The 18,858-nt window shown below is 56.2% G+C and carries 16 protein-coding genes and 2 pseudogenes; 8 read left to right on the top strand and 10 right to left on the bottom strand.

The window, feature by feature from the left end; all coding sequences use genetic code 11:
- Positions 1 to 423 precede the first annotated feature (423 nt).
- Positions 424 to 1,446, bottom strand: coding sequence for a histidinol-phosphate transaminase (gene hisC, locus B060_RS0122290; RefSeq protein WP_201768148.1), 1,023 nt, complete (start codon positions 1,444 to 1,446; stop codon positions 424 to 426).
- Positions 1,447 to 1,535: 89 nt separating this feature from the next.
- On the bottom strand, positions 1,536 to 2,735 hold the full coding sequence (locus tag B060_RS0122285; RefSeq protein ID WP_026173071.1) for a phosphoserine transaminase: 1,200 nt from the start codon (positions 2,733 to 2,735) through the stop codon (positions 1,536 to 1,538).
- Between the two features lie 129 nt (positions 2,736 to 2,864).
- Between B060_RS0122285 and B060_RS0122280 the strand changes: the two genes are divergently transcribed.
- Positions 2,865 to 3,512: a 2-dehydro-3-deoxy-6-phosphogalactonate aldolase gene (locus B060_RS0122280; protein ID WP_051081139.1), complete on the top strand. Its 648-nt coding sequence runs from the start codon at positions 2,865 to 2,867 to the stop codon at positions 3,510 to 3,512.
- Here the strand turns inward: B060_RS0122280 and B060_RS0122275 are convergent.
- A complete protein-coding gene (locus B060_RS0122275) occupies positions 3,501 to 4,904 on the bottom strand; it encodes an aminotransferase-like domain-containing protein (RefSeq protein WP_031221501.1) in 1,404 nt (467 codons plus the stop codon). The genes B060_RS0122280 and B060_RS0122275 overlap by 12 nt on opposite strands.
- Positions 4,905 to 5,002: 98 nt before the next feature.
- Here B060_RS0122275 and hemA point away from each other — a divergent pair, with 98 nt between their 5' ends.
- From hemA to B060_RS0122255, 5 genes and pseudogenes are all read left to right on the top strand, one after another.
- Positions 5,003 to 6,226 (top strand): 5-aminolevulinate synthase, encoded by a 1,224-nt coding sequence (gene hemA, locus B060_RS0122270; RefSeq protein WP_026173068.1) that lies wholly within the window; start codon positions 5,003 to 5,005, stop codon positions 6,224 to 6,226.
- Positions 6,227 to 6,241: 15 nt separating this feature from the next.
- Positions 6,242 to 6,484: pseudogene (locus tag B060_RS28570) on the top strand (DUF2849 domain-containing protein); the annotation flags it as partial.
- Between the two features lie 105 nt (positions 6,485 to 6,589).
- Positions 6,590 to 8,245, top strand: coding sequence for a nitrite/sulfite reductase (locus B060_RS0122265; protein WP_413783260.1), 1,656 nt, complete (start codon positions 6,590 to 6,592; stop codon positions 8,243 to 8,245).
- The gene (locus tag B060_RS25620; RefSeq protein WP_018084018.1) at positions 8,232 to 8,726 is read left to right on the top strand and encodes a DUF934 domain-containing protein; all 495 of its coding nucleotides are present in this window, start codon (positions 8,232 to 8,234) and stop codon (positions 8,724 to 8,726) included. Before B060_RS0122265 ends, B060_RS25620 begins: the two co-directional genes overlap by 14 nt.
- 68 nt (positions 8,727 to 8,794) lie before the next feature.
- Positions 8,795 to 10,225 (top strand): MFS transporter, encoded by a 1,431-nt coding sequence (locus B060_RS0122255; RefSeq protein ID WP_201768146.1) that lies wholly within the window; start codon positions 8,795 to 8,797, stop codon positions 10,223 to 10,225.
- A 37-nt stretch (positions 10,226 to 10,262) separates the two neighbouring features.
- Here B060_RS0122255 and cyoD read toward each other — a convergent pair whose 3' ends face one another.
- From cyoD to cyoA, 4 genes are read right to left on the bottom strand one after another with little or no spacing between them, the layout of a single operon-like run.
- Positions 10,263 to 10,637 (bottom strand): cytochrome o ubiquinol oxidase subunit IV, encoded by a 375-nt coding sequence (gene cyoD, locus B060_RS0122250; protein WP_018084016.1) that lies wholly within the window; start codon positions 10,635 to 10,637, stop codon positions 10,263 to 10,265.
- Positions 10,637 to 11,254, bottom strand: a complete 618-nt coding sequence (gene cyoC / locus B060_RS0122245) for a cytochrome o ubiquinol oxidase subunit III (protein ID WP_026173064.1) — start codon at positions 11,252 to 11,254, stop codon at positions 10,637 to 10,639. The genes cyoD and cyoC overlap by 1 nt, the downstream gene beginning before the upstream one ends.
- Before the next feature lie 3 nt (positions 11,255 to 11,257).
- Complete coding sequence (gene cyoB / locus B060_RS0122240; protein ID WP_018084014.1) at positions 11,258 to 13,231, bottom strand: cytochrome o ubiquinol oxidase subunit I; 1,974 nt, start codon at positions 13,229 to 13,231, stop codon at positions 11,258 to 11,260.
- Entirely contained in the window at positions 13,231 to 14,166 is a 936-nt protein-coding gene (gene cyoA / locus B060_RS0122235; protein WP_018084013.1) for a ubiquinol oxidase subunit II, read from the bottom strand. The genes cyoB and cyoA overlap by 1 nt, the downstream gene beginning before the upstream one ends.
- Before the next feature lie 387 nt (positions 14,167 to 14,553).
- Between cyoA and B060_RS0122230 the strand changes: the two genes are divergently transcribed.
- Entirely contained in the window at positions 14,554 to 14,766 is a 213-nt protein-coding gene (locus tag B060_RS0122230; protein WP_155847985.1) for a hypothetical protein, read from the top strand.
- Between the two features lie 142 nt (positions 14,767 to 14,908).
- Positions 14,909 to 15,031 (top strand): hypothetical protein, encoded by a 123-nt coding sequence (locus B060_RS28285; RefSeq protein WP_018084011.1) that lies wholly within the window; start codon positions 14,909 to 14,911, stop codon positions 15,029 to 15,031.
- A gap of 232 nt (positions 15,032 to 15,263) precedes the next feature.
- Here the strand turns inward: B060_RS28285 and B060_RS0122220 are convergent, their stop codons facing one another.
- From B060_RS0122220 to B060_RS0122210, 3 genes and pseudogenes are all read right to left on the bottom strand, one after another.
- Positions 15,264 to 17,666, bottom strand: coding sequence for a copper-transporting P-type ATPase (locus B060_RS0122220; protein WP_018084010.1), 2,403 nt, complete (start codon positions 17,664 to 17,666; stop codon positions 15,264 to 15,266).
- 9 nt (positions 17,667 to 17,675) lie between these two features.
- Entirely contained in the window at positions 17,676 to 17,951 is a 276-nt protein-coding gene (locus tag B060_RS0122215) for a metal-sensitive transcriptional regulator (protein ID WP_018084009.1), read from the bottom strand.
- Between the two features lie 658 nt (positions 17,952 to 18,609).
- A pseudogene (locus tag B060_RS0122210) lies at positions 18,610 to 18,858 on the bottom strand (hypothetical protein); the annotation flags it as partial.

Below are 18,858 nucleotides of genomic sequence, written 5' to 3'. Positions count from 1 at the left end.
TATAACGACCAGAGAAAGCACCAGGCTCTCGACTACAAGACCCCGAGGCAAATTTTTGAAGCGGGCCGCGCCTGTGGATATGTGCATAACGCAAGCGCGTTACACACATCCCCACAGCCTCAACAGCAAGAAAGGGATTCAATCGATCAAGGAAAGATGGTAGCCTGAAACACCGACATTCTGGCAAAATCGCCAGCGACAATTAACCGGCAAGACTCTCTATCTTAAGTCAGCCCACTTTCTGTCCAACTGACGGGGTCCACCTAATAAACAGCGTTAAAAAACGCCGTTCTTTAGTGGCAAGCTAATCACGGGCGACAAGATTGCAGCCGGTATCTTAGAAGTTTTAATCCGCCTCCGCGTGGATCTCCGTCTGTTAGAGTTCAACGGCAGACCGTCACAGGGAAGGTCGTCCTGATAATCTTAGAAAAGGAGATCGGTTAGGGTTTTGGCCAGTTGTCCCATTTGCGCGGTGGTTCCGACAGTGATGCGGATGTAGGTTTGCAGGCGTGGGGTGGAGAAATGCCGAACAAGGATATCGCGCCTACGCAAGGCATTATAAAGGTCAATACCAGGTAGCTTAGGATGCCTGGTGAGAATGAAATTGGCTGAAGAGGGTACGACGTCAAAGCCAAGTGCCAAAAGGGTGTCACTCAATCGGATGCGTTCGGAAACGATGGCGTCGATCTGTTCTCTGTAATTTGGGTCAGCAATGGCGGCAGCACCGGCTATCTGCGCTAGCCTGTCGACCGGATAGGGCGTGAAGCAGCCCTTTACACGTTCCAACCCCTCGATCAACGGCTTTTGACCAAGCGCGTAGCCGATCCGCATCCCCGCGAGCGCGCGTGACTTTGAAAAAGTCCGCGTGACCAGCAGATTGGGGAAGTGTTGTATAAGCTGGACTGCACTTTGATCGCAAAAATCGCCATAGGCCTCGTCAACGATCAGAACGCGTCCGGGGTGAAGTTCCAAAAGGCCCGTGATCTGTTGCACAGACAGGAAACGGCCGGTTGGTGCGTTCGGATTAGCGATTATGATTCCACCGGCCGCTTGCCGATAATCATCTGTTTCAATGTCAAAATCTGCGTTAAGGGGGATCAGCTTAAAATCGATCCCGTATAGTGCGCACCAGATTTGATAAAAGCCGTAGGTTATATCTGGCAGAAGAACCGGGGCGCCGTGGTCCATAAGGGCGCTGATTGCGTGCCCCAGCACCTCATCCGAGCCATTTCCAACAAAGACTTCATCGATATTCACGCCGTGGGCCTGACTGATCGCCTGCCTTAGGAGGAAGGCATTAGGGTCAGGATAAAGGCGCAGATCGCTATTCACCGCATCCCTGATCGCACGCTGAACAGCTGGCGTTGGGCTGAACGGGCTTTCATTCGTGTTGATTTTTATCAAACCCGTCTGCAACGGCTGCTCACCAGGCGCGTAGGGGGTCAAACTTGCGACTCTTGGGCTCCAGAACAAGCTCACTAAGCTGCTCCCTTGGGAAAAACACTGTGTCTCACGAGTTAACTCCTCAAATACGCTTACTTGGAAACCTGTGAAGTTGGACCGGGCGCGAGACGAGATTTTACGATAAAGTACGCGTAGTCGAGCCAATCGAGCGCCACGCTAAGGTCTGCTGTGGCGACAGTTGCGCCCGCCCATAGCCGAAATCCAATGGTCACGCCGCGGTAGGCCGCGATGTCATAGGCTGCGCCTTCTGTCTCAAGATATTCGGTTACACCGCGGATCAGAGCTTCCTGTTGCATGCGAGGCCATCGCAAGACGTCAGCCTCACCCACTTTCACGCACAGCGAAGTCGTTGATCGTGTGTCGGGCGCCTCTGCCAGGAACGAAGCCCATTTGCTCTTCTCAATCCAGTTTGAAAGTAAATCTAGATTGGCTTCGCCGTGACGAACCAGCGCGGGAACGCCACCGATTGATTTCGCCCAAGCCAATCCATCAAGCGCATCTTCGATCACGAGCATTGACGGTGTATTGATCGTGTCACCGGTGAAAATGCCTTCCTTGACAGTATTACCGTCTGTGAGGCGGAAGATTTTAGGAATGGGGCGAGGCGGACGATAGGTAGTCAATCGTTTGATCGCGCGCGGACTTAAAACGATGACACCATGGGCCCCTTCGCCGCCCAGGACCTTCTGCCATGACCATGTTGTTACATCGAGTTTTTCCCAGGGCAAGGCCATGGCAAAGGCTGCAGATGTCGCATCACAGATAGTCAATCCGGTGCGCGCGTCTGAAATCCAATCAGCATTAGGGACGCGCACACCTGTAGATGTCCCGTTCCACGTAAAAACTATATCTCGGTCCGCCGACGTCTGGGACAAATCTGGCAGCTGACCATAGGGCGCCTGAAAAACACGCAAATCGGTCAACTGAAGTTCCATTGCTGCGTCCCTGACCCACTCTGCCCCGAACACGTCCCACGCCAGCACATCGACACCGCGCGACCCGAGCAAATTCCACAACGCCATCTCCATTGCGCCGGTATCGGATCCAGGGACGATACCGATCCGATAATCCTGGGGAATACCCAGCACCTCACGTGTCAGGCTGACGACCGCATTGATGCGAGTCTTGGCGATTGGCGAACGGTGAGAGCGGCCAAGGATGGCAGAATCAAGATCGCTTGCTCGCCAGCCGGGGCGTTTGGCGCATGGACCCGAGGAAAAATTGGGGTTGCCTGGTTTGGTGGCAGGACGAGGGGGCATGGCGCGGTTCATAGGGTTTTGCATGGCGAGCGTTATAATTGGACTTGCATACACAATCAACATAAAATACATGCAAGATGCATACATATGATTTTCATGTGCATGCAATTTGTCCCCCTCATAAACGAATTAGAGATGTCCATGACAAACACAGCCGCGCCAATCGACCCACAGGTGGCATTCACGCAAATGCCATTGATCGCTGTATTGAGGCATATTACGCCGGAGGAGGTCGAGGCGGTCGCTGAGGTTCTGGTTGAAGCCGGGTTCCGACTTATCGAAGTCCCGCTCAATTCGCCCAGGCCCTTAGAGAGCATTTCGCGACTGGCCGAGCGGTTCGGGGCGCAAGCCTTGATCGGTGCAGGTACGGTCATGTCTGCCGACAGTGTAAACGATGTAGTGGCTGCGGGGGGGAGGCTCATCGTAACGCCTCACGCGGACACGGCCGTCATTCGGCAAGCCGCCGCCCGTGGAGCGGCATGTTTTCCCGGAGTAGCGACACCAACAGAAGGATTTTCCGCATTGGAAGCGGGGGCCAATGGATTGAAGCTGTTTCCGGCGGAAGCCATGTCGCCGAGCGTACTGAAGGCCTGGCGCGCCGTTTTCGCCCGAAATATTCCGCTCCTGCCAACGGGCGGTATAACGCCGGCGGCGATGAAGCCCTGGTTTGACGCCGGAGCGAGTGGTTTTGGCACAGGAGGCGGTTTATACTCGGCAGGCGATTCCGTTGAGAGTGTAAAGACGCGCGCCGAGGCCTTTGTCGGGGCGTGGCGAGATCTAAACAACTAGGCTCGATAGCGCGGGCGACTGAGCGAGGGCATCGGCCACGATCTGGAGACTTTGTGTCAACTCGGCTCTTGTCGTGGCCGCCCCAAGTCCAAGTCGAACGGCTTCGGGAGCGGTGCCGACGGCAAAGGCATCGCTTGCGACCACACTGATATTTCGCGTGCGTAGATGGGCGGTAAATTCGCTCCGGGTCCAGGCGTCGCTCAATCTAAGCCAGAGATGGTAGCCCTCAGGGTCCGTCTGTATCGCTTCAGCCGGGAGCGTCGCGCGGACAATGGCCTGTCGGGCGTGGGTCTCGGCACGTATGGCGGCAAGCACGTCGAACGCGGTGCCGCTTTCTATCCAGCGTGTCGAGATGGCGGCGGTTAATGGAGGTGCCAGGGCCGCCGTGGCTCGGATGGCGCCGGCGAGGCGTGAAGCGGCCCGCGCATCAGGCAAAACCAGGTATGCGATGCGGAGCGCCGGCGACACGGTCTTGGAGAGACTTGCGATGTGATAGACTATGTCGGGGCCAATGTTAGCCAAGGGAGGCAAAGGGGCCTTTGGCAACGCGCCGTAAGGATCATCCTCAATGATCGGGACTGCATATTTGCGGGCGATCCGGACGAGCGCCTCTCGGCGCTCAGTCGGCAATGTGATTGTTGTCGGATTTTGCAAAGTCGGCGTGCAGTATAGGGCCTTTGGTGCTTCGCTCAGGCAAGCGGCTTCGAAGGCTTCGGGGAGCAGACCGGAGGAGTCGCAGGCGACCGGACTCAGCTTCAGGCGTAGGTGGGCGGCAAGGGAAATCATGCCAGGATAAGTGAGCGGCTCGCACAGAATTGTTTCGCCTGGCGCCGCCAAAGCGCCAACCAGAGCCATTAGAGCGCCCTGAGCGCCCGGACAGACCAATATGCGTTCAAATGTCGCATCGGGTAAGCGGGGCTTCAACCAGGTCGCGCCGGCTGCCCGGTCACGTGCACTGCCACCAGGTTCCTGGTAGCGCAAAAGCAGATTGATTCCGCCGTCCTGACGCAGGCTGTTTATGTCATCCCATAGACGCGTTTCGAGAAGCGGCAGATCGAAGCGTGGCGGCAGGTTCATGCTCATATCAACCAGCCCCGTTTTCGCTGGAGGCGGCGTTATCTGGCTTCTTACATAGGTTCCCTGGCCTACCCGCCCTTCCACCAGACCACGTTTTCGGGCCTCCGCGTAGGCGCGGCTCACAGTCGTGAAGTCAATTTCAAGGGTCTCGGCAAGGCTGCGCTGGGGAGGCAGGCGCACCCCGGCGCTCAAGCGTCCGGAGGCAATGTCCATGGCAAGCGCATCGGCAATCGCCAGATACATAGGTCCGCCCGATCGGCGCACGATCGGCAGCCATGCGTCCCTCAGTTCAGAATTGTTGTCGGCATTTGTCATTGTCACAGCACCCTTCTCCATATATATGGACATTGTATGCCCTATTGCGTTTTGACAAGACTTACTTGTCGATTTTGATCTTCTTCGGTGGAATAGTGATGACCATTCTCAGTCAATTCGAATCATTTATCAGTCAGCTTAAGCTCGACGGGCGCTATCGTACATTCATTGAGCTGGAAAGACTTGCCGGGGAGTTCCCCGTTGCATTGTGGCATGGCGCGAATGGCGAGACGGCGCCCGTGACCGTCTGGTGCAGCAATGACTACCTGGGCATGGGGCAACATCCGGCTGTCCTCGCTGCCATGCACGCGACTCTCGATATGTCCGGGGCAGGCACGGGGGGGACGCGGAATATCTCCGGAACGCAGAGGCAGCATGTCGCCCTTGAAGCGGAGCTGGCCGATTTGCATCGCAAGGAAGCTGCCCTCATCTTTACCTCGGGTTGGATCTCCAACCTGGCAGCACTTGGCACTTTGGGAAAACTCCTGCCTGATTGCGCGATTTTCTCCGACGAACTGAACCATAACTCGATGATCGAAGGGATTCGCAGGTCGGGGGCTGAGAAATTTATTTTTCGGCACAACGATGTCGAGCACTTGGACAGCCTGATGCGGGCCGTTGATCCAGAAAGACCAAAAATAGTCGCTTTTGAAAGTGTCTATTCTATGGATGGCGACATATCGCCAATCGCAGACATCTGCGACGTGGCCGACCGTTACGGCGCATTGACCTATCTCGATGAAGTGCATGCCGTAGGCCTATACGGTGCGCATGGCGGCGGTATTGCCGAGCAGAGGGGAATTGTCGATCGTCTGACGATCATTGAAGGTACCTTGGCCAAGGCATTCGGCGTTATGGGGGGATATGTCGCGGGACCGTCCCTGCTGATAGATGTCATTCGAAGCGCGGCCGACAGTTTTATTTTCTCAACGTCACTATGTCCTCACCTGGCAGCGGGTGCGACGGCGGCCATTCAGCACCTCAAAGTGAGCAGTGTCGAGCGCATGCAGCATCAAAGGAACGTGGCTAAGTTGAAGGGGATGTTGCAGGAGGCCGGATTGCCGGTCATGGACACCGAAACCCATATCCTGCCCATTCTGATCGGCGACGCCCACCGATGCCGGAGGGCCAGTGAAATCCTTTTGTCGGACTATGGCATTTATGTGCAGCCGATTAACTATCCGACTGTGCCAGTCGGCAGTGAACGTCTGAGGCTTACGCCAACACCGTTTCACACAGAACGGCATATGACCGACCTTGTGACCGCATTGTCTGAAGTCATGAAACGCTTGGCGCCTGACGCTCTTACAACCGCCGCTTAACAGGAAATTATCTCAGTGGAACAAATAGTTGTGACGGCTAACAGATTAGCCGATGGTGTCGTTGTGTGGCTGGACCGCGAAGGCGCTTGGTCGGAAATCCTCGAAGATGCGGCTAGATTTGCGCAGGACGATATGCCCGCGAAGTTTGAGGGACTCGGAGAGACCCATGCAAGCTTCGCGGTCGATATAAGGGCAGTGCCGATTGCGACGGAGACGGGGATGCCGAGTGCACGGCGCGAGCGTTTACGCAGCACTGGCCCCAGCATTCGCGACGATTTGCAGAGCGCATCGTCGTCTGATCGTTGGGCAACAGGTCCGCATCCAGCCCCGCCGTCGACCTATTCACAATCGCCGTATGCCGGCATTTATCGCTACGATGAATATGATCGCCAGTTTTTGCGTAATCGGGCAGCTACCTTTCGTGATCAGGTCAACCGCCGTCTATTGGGGGAACTCAGCGAGGATGAGTTCAAGCCATTGCGGTTGATGAACGGACTCTACCTGCAACTGCACGGCTACATGCTGCGGGTGGCATTGCCTTATGGGGTGGTTAGCGCCGCACAGATGCGGCAGCTTGCGTATGTCGCGCGCTATTATGATCGTGGTTATGGGCATTTCACCACGCGACAAAATATTCAATTCAACTGGCCGCGCCTTCAGGACGTACCCGACATCCTGGCAGTGCTGGCGGAAGCGGACCTGCATTGTATCCAGACGAGCGGTAACTGCGTGCGCAATGTGACGACAGATCATTTTGCCGGCGCCGCGGCGGAAGAGCTGCTTGACCCAAGACTCTATGCCGAAATCCTGAGGCAGTGGTCGACGGACCATCCCGAGTTCACGTACCTGCCGCGTAAGTTCAAGATCGCGATAACCGGATCGCCACAGGACCGGGCCGCAATCCGGGTGCACGACATCGGTATTATTGGCAGCCGAAACGCCGAGGGAGAAGCCGGCTTCCAGATCTTCGCCGGTGGCGGGCTTGGCAGAACGCCAGTGGTTGGGATCAAAGTCCGCAATTGGCTGCCCGTTCGTGATTTGCTGCGCTACGTTGAAGCCATTCTGCGCGTCTATAACGCATTGGGGCGCCGCGATAACATTTACAAGGCGCGTATTAAGATACTGATCCGAGACATGAAGAGCGAAACCTTCATTGCGATGATTGAGGATGAATTTGCTGCCTTGCCTGCCGAACATAATGTGCTTGGCGATGATATCATTGCCGCCATGGCGGCGCGTTTCACGCCTCCGCCTTTAGAAAGCCGGCTGCCCGATACCGATAGTCGTGACATGGCCGAAGCCGCAGATCGCGCCTTTCGAGCGTGGCGAAAGACGAATACGCACCCCCACAAGGCTAATGGCTACGCTAGCGTCGTTATTTCGCTCAAGCCAGCCGGCGGGATTCCAGGTGATATCAGCGCGAACGAAATGGACGCAGTGGCAAAGCTGGCCGACTCCTATTCCTTTGGCGAGATAAGAGTTTCGCACGAGCAGAATCTGATTTTGCCGCACGTCCGGAAAGACCAGCTCAACGAGTTGTGGCGCGCACTCGTGGACGCCAGACTGGCCACCGGAAACATTGGGCTCGTCACCGACATTATCAGTTGCCCCGGCATGGATTACTGCGCTCTTGCAACGGCGCGCTCAATCCCGGTGGCGCAACGAATTGCCAGGCATTTTGCCGATCCCGACTTGCAAGCTTTGATTGGACCGGTGGATCTGAATATCTCCGGCTGCATCAACGCGTGCGGTCATCACCATGTGGGCCACATTGGGCTTCTTGGCGTCGATAAGAACGGGGAAGAGGTCTATCAGATCACTTTGGGGGGATCCGGAGAAGAACAAGCTTCGATCGGGGCGATCATCGGTCCCGCCGTGTCTTCCGATCGCATCGTGGAGGCGATCGACAGCGTAATCAAGGCTTATCTCGCTCACCGACATGAGGATGAACGCTTTCTCGATACCTATCGTCGTCTTGGTTCTGCGCCCTTCAAGGAGGCGGTCTATGGCGTTAATTGATTCCGGCGCGCGCGAAATTCCTGACACATGGATCTATCCGTCTGCAGAACACACGGCGGAGGTTGTGCTTGAATCCCGTATGATCATTCCCGTGAGCAGCTTACTGGCTCTTGCGCATGAGGCACTCCCCCGGCCGCTCGGGGGATATGCGACGCCAGATATGGCTCCAGATATCATTTTGCCCTTGCTCCCGTATCTCGATCTTGTGGTTGTTGAGTTTCCTCGATTTCGTGACGGACGAGGCTTTACGATCGCTCAGACCTTGCGCAAGCGTTACGGTTTTGAAGGCGATATCCGCGCTGTCGGTCATATCCTGCCAGACCAGTTCGCGGCCCTGATCGGCTGTGGGTTCTCTACCGTCCTAACGCCCACGGACCATCCACCGGTACAATGGACTCCGCCATTGTCGCCGTCTTCCGAAGGCCCACCACGTCAATTGCTGCACCGACTCATGACGCAGGCTGGGAAGGGAGGGGAATGACGGCCAGGGGAGCCAAGATAGGAATTGGCCAGCTATTGACCTTGTTGGCAGGCTCGGCGGGGTGCGCCATGACCGTGCTCGACACCAATATCGTTGCCGTTATCCTGCCATCCGTGGCGCGTGACCTGAATGCCAGTTTTGCTGACATTGAATGGGTAGTGAGCAGCTATGTGCTCACTTTCGCCTCGTTATTACTGCCAGCCGGCGCCATAGCCGACCGTTTCGGTCGGCGCAGGATATTCCTCGTGGGGATTGGCGTTTTCGCCATGGCGTCGTTGTTGTGTGGATGGGCGCCGTCGGCCGCCATGCTATATGGCGCACGCGCCTTGCAGGGGGCGGGGGCGGCCTTTCTTTTGGCACCGGCGCTGGCCGTAATTGGCCACGCTTTCCATGAAGAACGCCTACGCAATCGTGCCTGGGCTATCTGGGGAGGCATTATGGGGTTGACCATGGTGGTGGCTCCGCTGCTCGGTGGCTTGATTGCCTTTGCGCTCGGATGGCGGTGGGCATTCTTTATCAACCTCCCGATCTGTCTTCTACTGGCTGGGGCGGTGTTTCGGTGGATCGATGAGTCGAGGGACGCAGACGCGCGAGCGCTTGATCCGTGGGGCATGGTCCTTTTTTCCACGGCGATGTTCGGCTTTACGTTCGGCCTGATTAATGGGCAGGCACACGGCTGGTTCGGGCTTCTTACCCTTATGGGATTCGCCGGTGGCGTGACCGCAGCAGGCTGTTTTGTGTACGCGGAGAGCGTTCAGTCGCGCCCGATGCTTGATCTGAAATTGTTTAGAATTCGGAGGTTCGTTGGCGCGGTATTAGCGATGTTCGCCTATGCTTCGTGCGCCCAGGTGATGACCTCTCTCCTCCCGCTTTATATGCAGAACGGCGTCGGATATACACCCTTGCAAGCGGGGGTCTCGATGTTGCCCTTCGGCGTAGCCATGCTTGTTCTGCCTCAGATTGGCAGGCGACTCGAGCGCTTTTTTACTGCTGAGCAGGTTCTTGTCGGTGGACTGTTACTTGTATCGGGGGGAGACGCCATACTTGCCTGGGGGGTGCACGTTGCCTCGATATGGCTCACATTTGGTGGAATGATCGTGCTGGGGAGTGGGGGTGGCCTTCTCAACGGTGAAACCCAAAAGGCGGTCATGAGTGCCGTTCCACGGGACCGTGCCGGCATGGCCTCGGGAATCAGCACGACCTCACGTTTTTCCGGTATTTTGCTCGGCTTCACGGTTCTGAGCACGGTTCTCGCCGCATCGATTCACGGGGCTGTGGCGGAGTCAGGTCGTCTCTCAGGGTTCGCCGACGCGGTGGCTTCCGGGGACTTGCCCTCCGCCTTGATTGACCTGAATGCGCAGGCCGGTGAGCTTGCCACCGCGTACGCCCACACAGCCTACTCTAACGGCTTTGCAACGGTGATGCTTATGGCGGCGGGAATGGCCAGTCTTTCGGCGCTGATCATTCACATCCTTATGGGGCACAGCGGAACGGATTAACCTGGCCGGTGGCTTAAACCGTCCCGCCTGATGTTCTCTAAGGCTTTAATTTGGCGCTATCGGTCGACATGCCAGTTGGCATCATATTGATGTTTGCATTGTGCATCACCCAGAGAGAGCCGGCTACAATCGTTGCCAAGATCAGAACTGTGAAAACCAGCGCCGCGAGGTCACTTCTCTGCTCGGGCGCCGTGCCCATGTGCAGGAAGAATACAAGTTGAATGAGTAATTGCAGGACCGCCAGGCAAACGAGTGTGGGTAAGGCCATATCATGCGATACCCACCGGCCCATTATGGCGCCGAAGGAAAGACCTGTCAGGATCAGCGACGCGACAAATCCAACGGTATAGGAGGCAACGCTTCCGTGGGTGTTCTTGTGGTCTCTGGGAGCCGAAATTTGGTGAGGTGACATTACAACATTCCACGTAAATAAACGAAGGTAAAGACGCAGATCCAGACAAGGTCTAGAAAGTGCCAGAAAAGGCTGAGACAGGCGAGGCGACGGCGCACAATGCCATCGAGCCCATACGTCATCGTCTGGTGGATCATCGTAATGAGCCACATCAGGCCGGCGGTAACATGCAAGCCGTGCGTGCCGACCAGGACGAAGTACGCTGACAGAAAGGCGCTGCGGCCTGGCCCGGCACCTTCATGGAGTAGCTCGGCGAACTCATAAATCTCCATAGCGATAAAGGCTGCGCCAAACGCGGCGGTAATGGCTAGCCACAGGATAACTTTTGATTTCGCACCAGCGTGCATTTGAATCATAGCCATGCCGAAGGTGAAACTGGTGATCAGAAGGATCAGTGTTTCGCCCGCAACATAGGAGAGCTTGAACAGGTCTCTGCCGTCCGGGCCGCCGGCAGTATTTGCTGCCAGGACGCCGAAGGTCGCGAACAACACTGAGAAGATCAGGCAGTCGCTCATCAGATAGAGCCAGAAGCCCATCACGGTATTGCGACTATCGTCGTGCGAATGCGCATGATCGCCATGGGACGGGGACGGAATATTTGTCGTAGAAGTGTCCACGGATCAGGCCTCCTGCTTTTCGGGGTAACGGTTGCTTTCCAGGCGGGCGACCTCTGCAGCTGGCACCCAATAGTCGACATCTCGGTTATAGCTGCGGTGGATAAATGTCCCAATCGTGGCCGCGAGACTGATGAGGGCTATGGCCCACATATGCCAGACGAGAGCGAAGCAGAGAATCAGGCTGAAGCCCGAGATGAGAACGCCAGCGGCGGTATTTCTCGGCATATGAATGTCCTCGTAGTGAAGCGGCTTAACCCCTGCACGACCGGAAATCTTGTCATCCCAATGCTGTTCAAGCGATGTGATCTCGGGGACGTGAGCGAAGTTGTAGAAAGGCGCGGGTGATGTCGTCGACCATTCAAGGCTGCGTGCATCCCAAGGATCACCTGTCAAATCGCGGTTCTTCTCACGATCGCGGATGCTGACCACAAGCTGGATAATTAGGGCCAAGATACCCATGCCGATTATAATGGCACCGACGAGTGCGACGACCAGATAGGGCTGCCAGCCTGGGATGTCGTAGTGGTTCATACGCCGGGTCATTCCCCTGAAGCCGAGAATGTAGAGCGGTGTGAAGGCGAGCCAGTAACCGACCAGCCAGCACCAGAAGGAAACTTTGCCCCAAAACTCGTTCAGCGTAAATCCGAAGACCTTGGGGAACCAGAAGGTCATGCCCGCGAGGCAGCCGAAGACGACGCCGCCGATAATGACGTTATGGAAATGCGCCACGAGAAACAGGGAGTTGTGCAAGACGAAGTCAGCGCCCGGTATGGCCAGCAGGACGCCGGTCATGCCTCCCACAGCGAAAGTGACCATAAAGCCGATCGTCCACAGAACCGTCGAGTGAAAGCGGATGCGGCCCCGATACATGGTGAACAGCCAATTGAACAGCTTGACGCCCGTCGGTATGGAAATGATCGTCGTCATTATGCCGAAGAAGGCGTTGACATTGGCGCCGGAGCCCATGGTGAAGAAGTGGTGCAGCCAGACGAAGAAGGACAGGACACCAATAGAGGAGGTCGCGTAAACCATCGAGGCGTAACCGAACAGAGGCTTGCGCGAGAAGGTGGCGATGATCTCGGAAAAAGCGCCAAAGCAGGGCAGGATAAGGATGTAGACTTCAGGATGGCCCCAGATCCAGATCAGGTTAATATACATCATCGCGTTTCCACCAAGCTCGTTGGTGAAAAAATGCATGTCGAGGTAGCGATCGGCCGCGAGCAGGGCGAGCGTCGCCGTCAAGACCGGAAAAACCGCAACGATCAGGATATTGGTGATAAGGGCAGTCCAGGTGAACACCGGCATCTGCATGAGCTTCATCGAAGGGGCGCGCATGCGCAAAATGGTGACGATGAAATTGATCCCGGTCAGAGTTGTTCCTATCCCGGATATCTGGAGCGACCAGATGTAGTAATCCACGCCGACGGTTGGACTGTACCCCAGTTCTGACAACGGTGGGTAAGCGACCCAGCCGGTGGCGGCGAAGTCGCCAACGAACATCGATACCATAACCAGAGCGGCTCCAACCGCCGACAGCCAGAAACTAAGGCTGTTGACGAATGGAAAGGCGACGTCTCGTGCGCCGATCTGTAACGGCACAATGACGTTCATCAGTCCCAGGATAAAGGGCGTCGCCACGAAGAAGATCATGATGACGCCGTGCGCCGTGAATATCTGATCGTAATGATGCGGTGGCAGGTATCCGGCGGCATCATTGGCCGCCATGGCCTGCTGGGTTCGCATCATGATGGCGTCTGCGAAGCCGCGCAGCAACATGATCAGGCCCATGATGAAGTACATGGCGCCGATTTTTTTGTGATCGACGGAGGTCAGCCATTCGGTCCAGAGGTACTTCCATTTACCGAAATAGGTGATAAGTCCGAGAAGAACCAAGCCGCCAAAAGCGACGATCGCCCCTGTAATCATGATAATAGGGTCATGCCAGGGAATGGCGTCCCAGGTGAGTTTTCCGAACATCAGTTTTTATCCTCTGAAGACTTTGAGGGACCGCACATAGATGCTTCGCTCATGAAAAGGTCGTTGTCTTTATCGTCCATGCCGGCCATGGAGCGGGCAGGCATGTAATGGTTGACAACTGACAGGAACAGTCCTGGCGATACGCGGCCATAAACCGTGGGCTGGGTCTGAATGCTGGGAGCTGCCAGTGCGGCATATGTCTTGTCGTCTAATACAACGGGTGACGACTGCGCTTGAGCTACCCACGCGCTAAAGGCCTGTGGCGAAACCGTGATCGTGTCGAAATGCATGTCTGAAAAGCCGGGGCCGCTAAAAGCGGCAGAACGCCCGGGGTAGATTCCTTCATGATTGGCGATAAGGTGTAGTTGGGTCTGCATGCCCGCCATGGCATAGACTTGGCTGCCGAGTTGCGGAATGAAGAACGAGTTCATTATGGATTCCGCCGTGAGTTTGAACGCGACGGGACGATCAACCGGAATTTCCAATTGATTGACTGTGGCGATGCCATATTCGGGGTAGATAAACAACCACTTCCAGTTGAGGGCAACCACCTGGACTTCTAGAGGCGGTGTTTTCGAGGCTATGGGCCTGTAGGGATCGAGTTGGTGAGTGGATACCCAGATGAGGCCCGCTAGACCCAGGACGATCAGGCAGGGAATGGCCCAGATCACAATCTCGATCCGATTGGAGTGCGCCCATGTGGGCGCGTACGTCGCAGATGTGTTCGACTCGCGGTATTTCCAAGCGAAGAAAAGGGTCAGAATGATTACGGGGATGACGACCAACAGCATCACCCCGAGGGCAATCAGGATCAGATCCTTCTCCTGCATCCCAATCTGTCCTTTGGGATCAAGCAGTTCGACCGTACAGCCGCTTAAACTGAGTAGCAGTGGAACGCAGGTCCCGGCCACAATCAGGCGCAATGTCTTATTCATTGCGCGCTCCCGCGTCGAAACTTTTGTGATGGCAATGCCGCATTTTGGCAGTTCAGTAAGGAACTACCTTTTTCCGCCGACAGTAGGCCCATGGGTAACAACAGCCGATCCATTCACTCTTCCATAAAGCGCATGCAATCTAATCAAGATGCATACAATGTGTATATTGCTGGCGAAATAGAATGAGCCGGGTTGTATGTAAATGACTGAATTCACGTTGCGACACATTGCCGCATAAAGGTTTTCACCATTCAATGAGGCGCGACTAAATCGATAAGGTCGCTAATTGTATGTAATTTACGGAAAATTGTATGCGTGACGGTTAAGCGTTTGGGGAGTTCCAATTTTAAATAGTAGGTCTGTCAGCAGAACTTGGACCGGAGGGAAGTGATTGGAGGTGACCTTTCTGACCGTCTGGGGTACAGCGGCTATGGCCTCAGACCACTGGTCCAATTGCAAGACTGCAAGGGCGGGCAATATGTCCGCTATTCGACATGGGAGATGGTCGATCTGGAGCGCGGCAAGATGGACCGTATGAACCACTCCGGCATTTGCCCAGACACCATTTTGACGTTCTGGCATGACAGGTTGAAAGACTGAGTTGTGTAAAATTGCATCCCATTCCCACCCCCACTTCGCGTCGAAATTTCATTTGGCATGTCTATAAATGCCAAATAAATCAGTTCTTTGGTTTCGTATGGGATAATATTGAAACATATTAGGATGCGAAAAAGGGTCGGGTTTGGATGCAATCTCACAACCGCTGCAATCGCATGAGATTCTGTTCGATGCGCATGTTGAGGCCTTCCGCGTTCTAGGCGGCGTGCCGCAGGCGGGTATCTACGACAATATGAGGACCGCTTGACTGACCATTGGCTCAGTATGTTCTTTTTGGCATCGAACGCGATACTCTGCGTTTACGACCGCTCCGGCTTTTGCCACGACCTGCATTTTGATGATCTTGCACAACAGGTTTAAGACTCACCTGAAAACAACATTGTTTGGACTTGAACCATCCGTCCGCGGAAGTCGAGGTTTGCGCGACATTCGTTGAGCGGATAGAAGAGTCGGCTGGTTTGCTGGTTGCTGAAACGTAATCAGAGCTTCACGTTTCGAATACGCAAGGCGTTGAGGATGACCGATACAGAACTGAACGACATGGCGGCACTGGCGATAATCGGCGAGAGGAGTATTCCGAAGAAGGGATATAAGACCCCTGCCGCCACCGGCACGCCCAGGGCATTATAAAAGAAAGCAAAGAACAGGTTCTGCCGAATATTGGTCATCACCGCACGGCTCAAAATTCGCGCATGAACCACGCCCATCAGGTCGCCCTTGATCAGGGTAATGCCCGCGCTTTCCATGGCGATATCGGTGCCGTTGCCCATGGCAATGCCCACCGTAGCCGAGGCCAGGGCTGGCGCATCGTTCACCCCATCCCCCGCCATGGCGACCTTGCGACCTGCCTTGATCAGGCTTTGCACCACCTCTGCCTTGCCTTCCGGCAGCACATCCGCCTTGACTTCATCAAGGCCCAGTTGTTTGGCGACAGCCTGGGCTGTTGCCGCATTGTCGCCGGTCAGCATCACCAGGCGCAAGCCTTCGGCCTTAAGCGCCTTGAGTGCTGCAGCCGTAGTCGACTTGATCGGGTCGGCGACCACGATAATGCCGGCGGCCTTTTTCTCGATGGCGACGTAGATGACGGTCTGGCCGGCGTCACGGTAGGGTTTGGAAAGATGATTAAGCGCCGCTTCATCCGCGCCGATGTCCTTCAGGAGTGCGGCATTGCCAAGAGCCGTTTCCGTGCCGTCAATACGGCCAGTGACCCCTTTACCGGTGATGGAGGCAAAGTCTTCCGCCTTGAACAGGCTGAGCGTCTTGTCCTTGGCGCCGTTGACGATGGCCGTCGCCAGCGGGTGTTCGCTGGAGCCTTCCAAAGAGGCGGCGAGGGCGAGCAGGCGGTCGGTGTCGAACCCTGCAAGCGCCTTGACCTCGATCAGGCGCGGCTTGCCTTCAGTGAGCGTGCCGGTCTTGTCGAAAACGAGCGTATCGACCGTCTGGAAAGCCTCGAGGGCGGCGGCATCGCGGATCAGAATGCCTGCCTTGGCCGCACGACCTGTGCCCGCCATGATCGACATCGGCGTGGCCAGTCCCAACGCACAGGGGCAGGCAATAATCAGAACGGCGATGGCATTGAGCAAGGCATAGGCAAATTTTGGCTCAGGGCCAAAGAGATACCACACGATCGCGGTCACCACGGCGATGCCGACAACGATCGGCACGAAATAGCCCGACACTGTGTCGGCAACGCGCTGGATCGGCGCGCGTGAGCGCTGCGCCTTGCTGACCATAGCGACGATCTGGGCCAGAAGGGTATCGCTGCCCACTCTCGTGACGTTCATCACGAAGCTGCCAGCTTGGTTAAGGGTGGCGCCTGTGACCTTGGCCCCGACAGCCTTGGCCACCGGCATGGCCTCGCCAGTCAGCATCGATTCATCGATATGGCTCTGGCCTTCAATGATTTCGCCATCGACGGGCACCTTCTCGCCAGGCCGCACACGTAAGCGATCGCCTATACGCACGTCTTCAAGCGCCACGGTTTCATCGCTGCTATCTGACCTGATACGTGTCGCCGTTGTGGGCGCCAAGCGCAGCAAAGCCTTGATGGCGTCCCCCGTTTGCGATCGCGCCTTCAACTCCAGAACCTGCCCCAGAAGGACCAGAGTCGTGATGACCGCGGCCGCCTCAAAATAAACCGGTGGGAAGCCCATATCGGAGGCCGGCAGCAAGTGGGGCAGCAGGGCTGCGACCATGCTGTAGGCCCACGACACCCCAGTGCCCAAGGCGATCAGGGTGAACATGTTGAGATGACGCGTGACGATCGAATTCCAGCCACGCACAAAGAAGGGTGCGCCAGCCCATAGGACCACAGGCGTGGCCAACACCATCTGGATGTAGATCGACATCTGATGCGGAATGAGATGCGCCAGCACAGGCAGGTGCTCGCCCATGGCCAAAAGGAACACAGGCGTGCTCAAAACCACAGCGACCCAGAACCGTCGCATCATGTCCCTGAGTTCTGGATTGCCGTCGTCTTCCAGCGTTACGGTTTCCGGTTCCAGCGCCATGCCGCAGATCGGGCAGGCCCCCGGCTTGCCTTCATGGATTTGTGGATGCATCGGGCAAGTGTAGCTGACCTTCCCGCCCACCTTGGGAACGTGTTGTGGCTTGGCTGCCGCATGATCGTGTTCACCGTGACAGCAGGCATGGGATGACGGCTCGGACGCGTCTGCGCCTTCAGGCACAAGGTTCATACCACATTTCGGACACTGACCTGGTCCGGACTGGTGAACGTCCGGATGCATGGGGCAGGTGTAGCGCTGTTCCGCCGTTATGGTTTCGATGCCCTTCGGCAACGTTTCCGCCTCAGGTTTGCCGTGCTCGCAGCAGGAGGCCCTGTCGGGTTCGGTCTTGGCGCTGGTGTTAATCTCGTCGGCCATATTGGCCTCCTATTCGTACTTCTTGAGAAGACCCATAATTTCGGCCAGTTGCTTGTCGCGCGCGGTGTCATCGCCGCTGGCGCAAGACTTGGCGAGGCACGATTTCATGTGTGTCTCTAGTACGCCAAGCTCGATGGTCTTGATGGCGCTACGAACGGCTCTGAGCTGGTTCAGAATATCGACGCAGTACTGGCCTTCGCCGATCATCCGTTTGATACCTTCGATCTGACCACCAGCACGGTTCAGGCGCGGTAGTTGTTCGGAATGGGATGGATGTTCAGACATGGAAACCTCGATAATACCCGGTGGGGGTATTTATACCCATTGGGGGTATGTTGCAAGGTAAGACCATCAATATGCAATGTGCAATTCGAGGCCCCGGTCGCCAGCGGGCGCCGATGCCATCAATGCCGACCTGTTGGAGGTGACGGGCGGCTCAGATCACAACGGAGACCTCAGCGCAGGTGCTTGATGGCGCCGGAAGTTTGGTGAGCAGGTAAGGGCGATTTCGGAGGTGGTCGATAGCTTCCTGGGGCTGATCCATGTGGCGGCGTAAAACTTATGGGGGCCACGCCCTACGCCTTCTATCCATAGAGTATTCGGCCTTTGGGGCCGGAGCTGACTTCCGTAGAAGGCAGCGGGTCGCGGGAATTTGGGGAATATCCATTTATCATAGGCTTGCTCCGTGCCCAGAGGCGCCGGCACACAAATACATTATATCCAAATGCTTAAATGAACTACTTGGTGATCTCTTGGTTCGTTCGGCACGGCTTTGGCCGCCGATCCATACGTGTGACTGATCACTTTGCTCAGTATGTCCTTTTGGCGTCGAGCGCGATGCTATGCGTTGCGACCGCTCGGGCGTTTGTCCAAACCCGTATTTTGACGCTCTGGAACAACCGGTTGCAAGACTTAGCTGTAACCGGGGCACATTCCGGTGCAGCTACGTTGCTGCGAGCCTGACGAGGGTTGGTAGCTTTTGGACGTATGGAGCGTCTTGGACTGTGAAGCGGTCGCCAAGGAATCGGTAGAACGAGATCTTGAGCTTTGCGCAGGTTTTCATCAGGCCGAGCATGGCATCTCGGGCGGCCTTTCCGGCGTCGCTCATGGTCCCGCCTGATATTTTGCGCTTTGTCACGATAGAGCGGATGTCGTTTTCCGAACCGTTTGTGTGTAGTGGGATGTCTGGGCG

The sequence above is a fragment of the Asticcacaulis benevestitus DSM 16100 = ATCC BAA-896 genome (assembly GCF_000376105.1).
Taxonomy (GTDB): Bacteria; Pseudomonadota; Alphaproteobacteria; order Caulobacterales; family Caulobacteraceae; genus Asticcacaulis; species Asticcacaulis benevestitus.
This window is presented reverse-complemented; position numbering and strand designations above follow the sequence as displayed.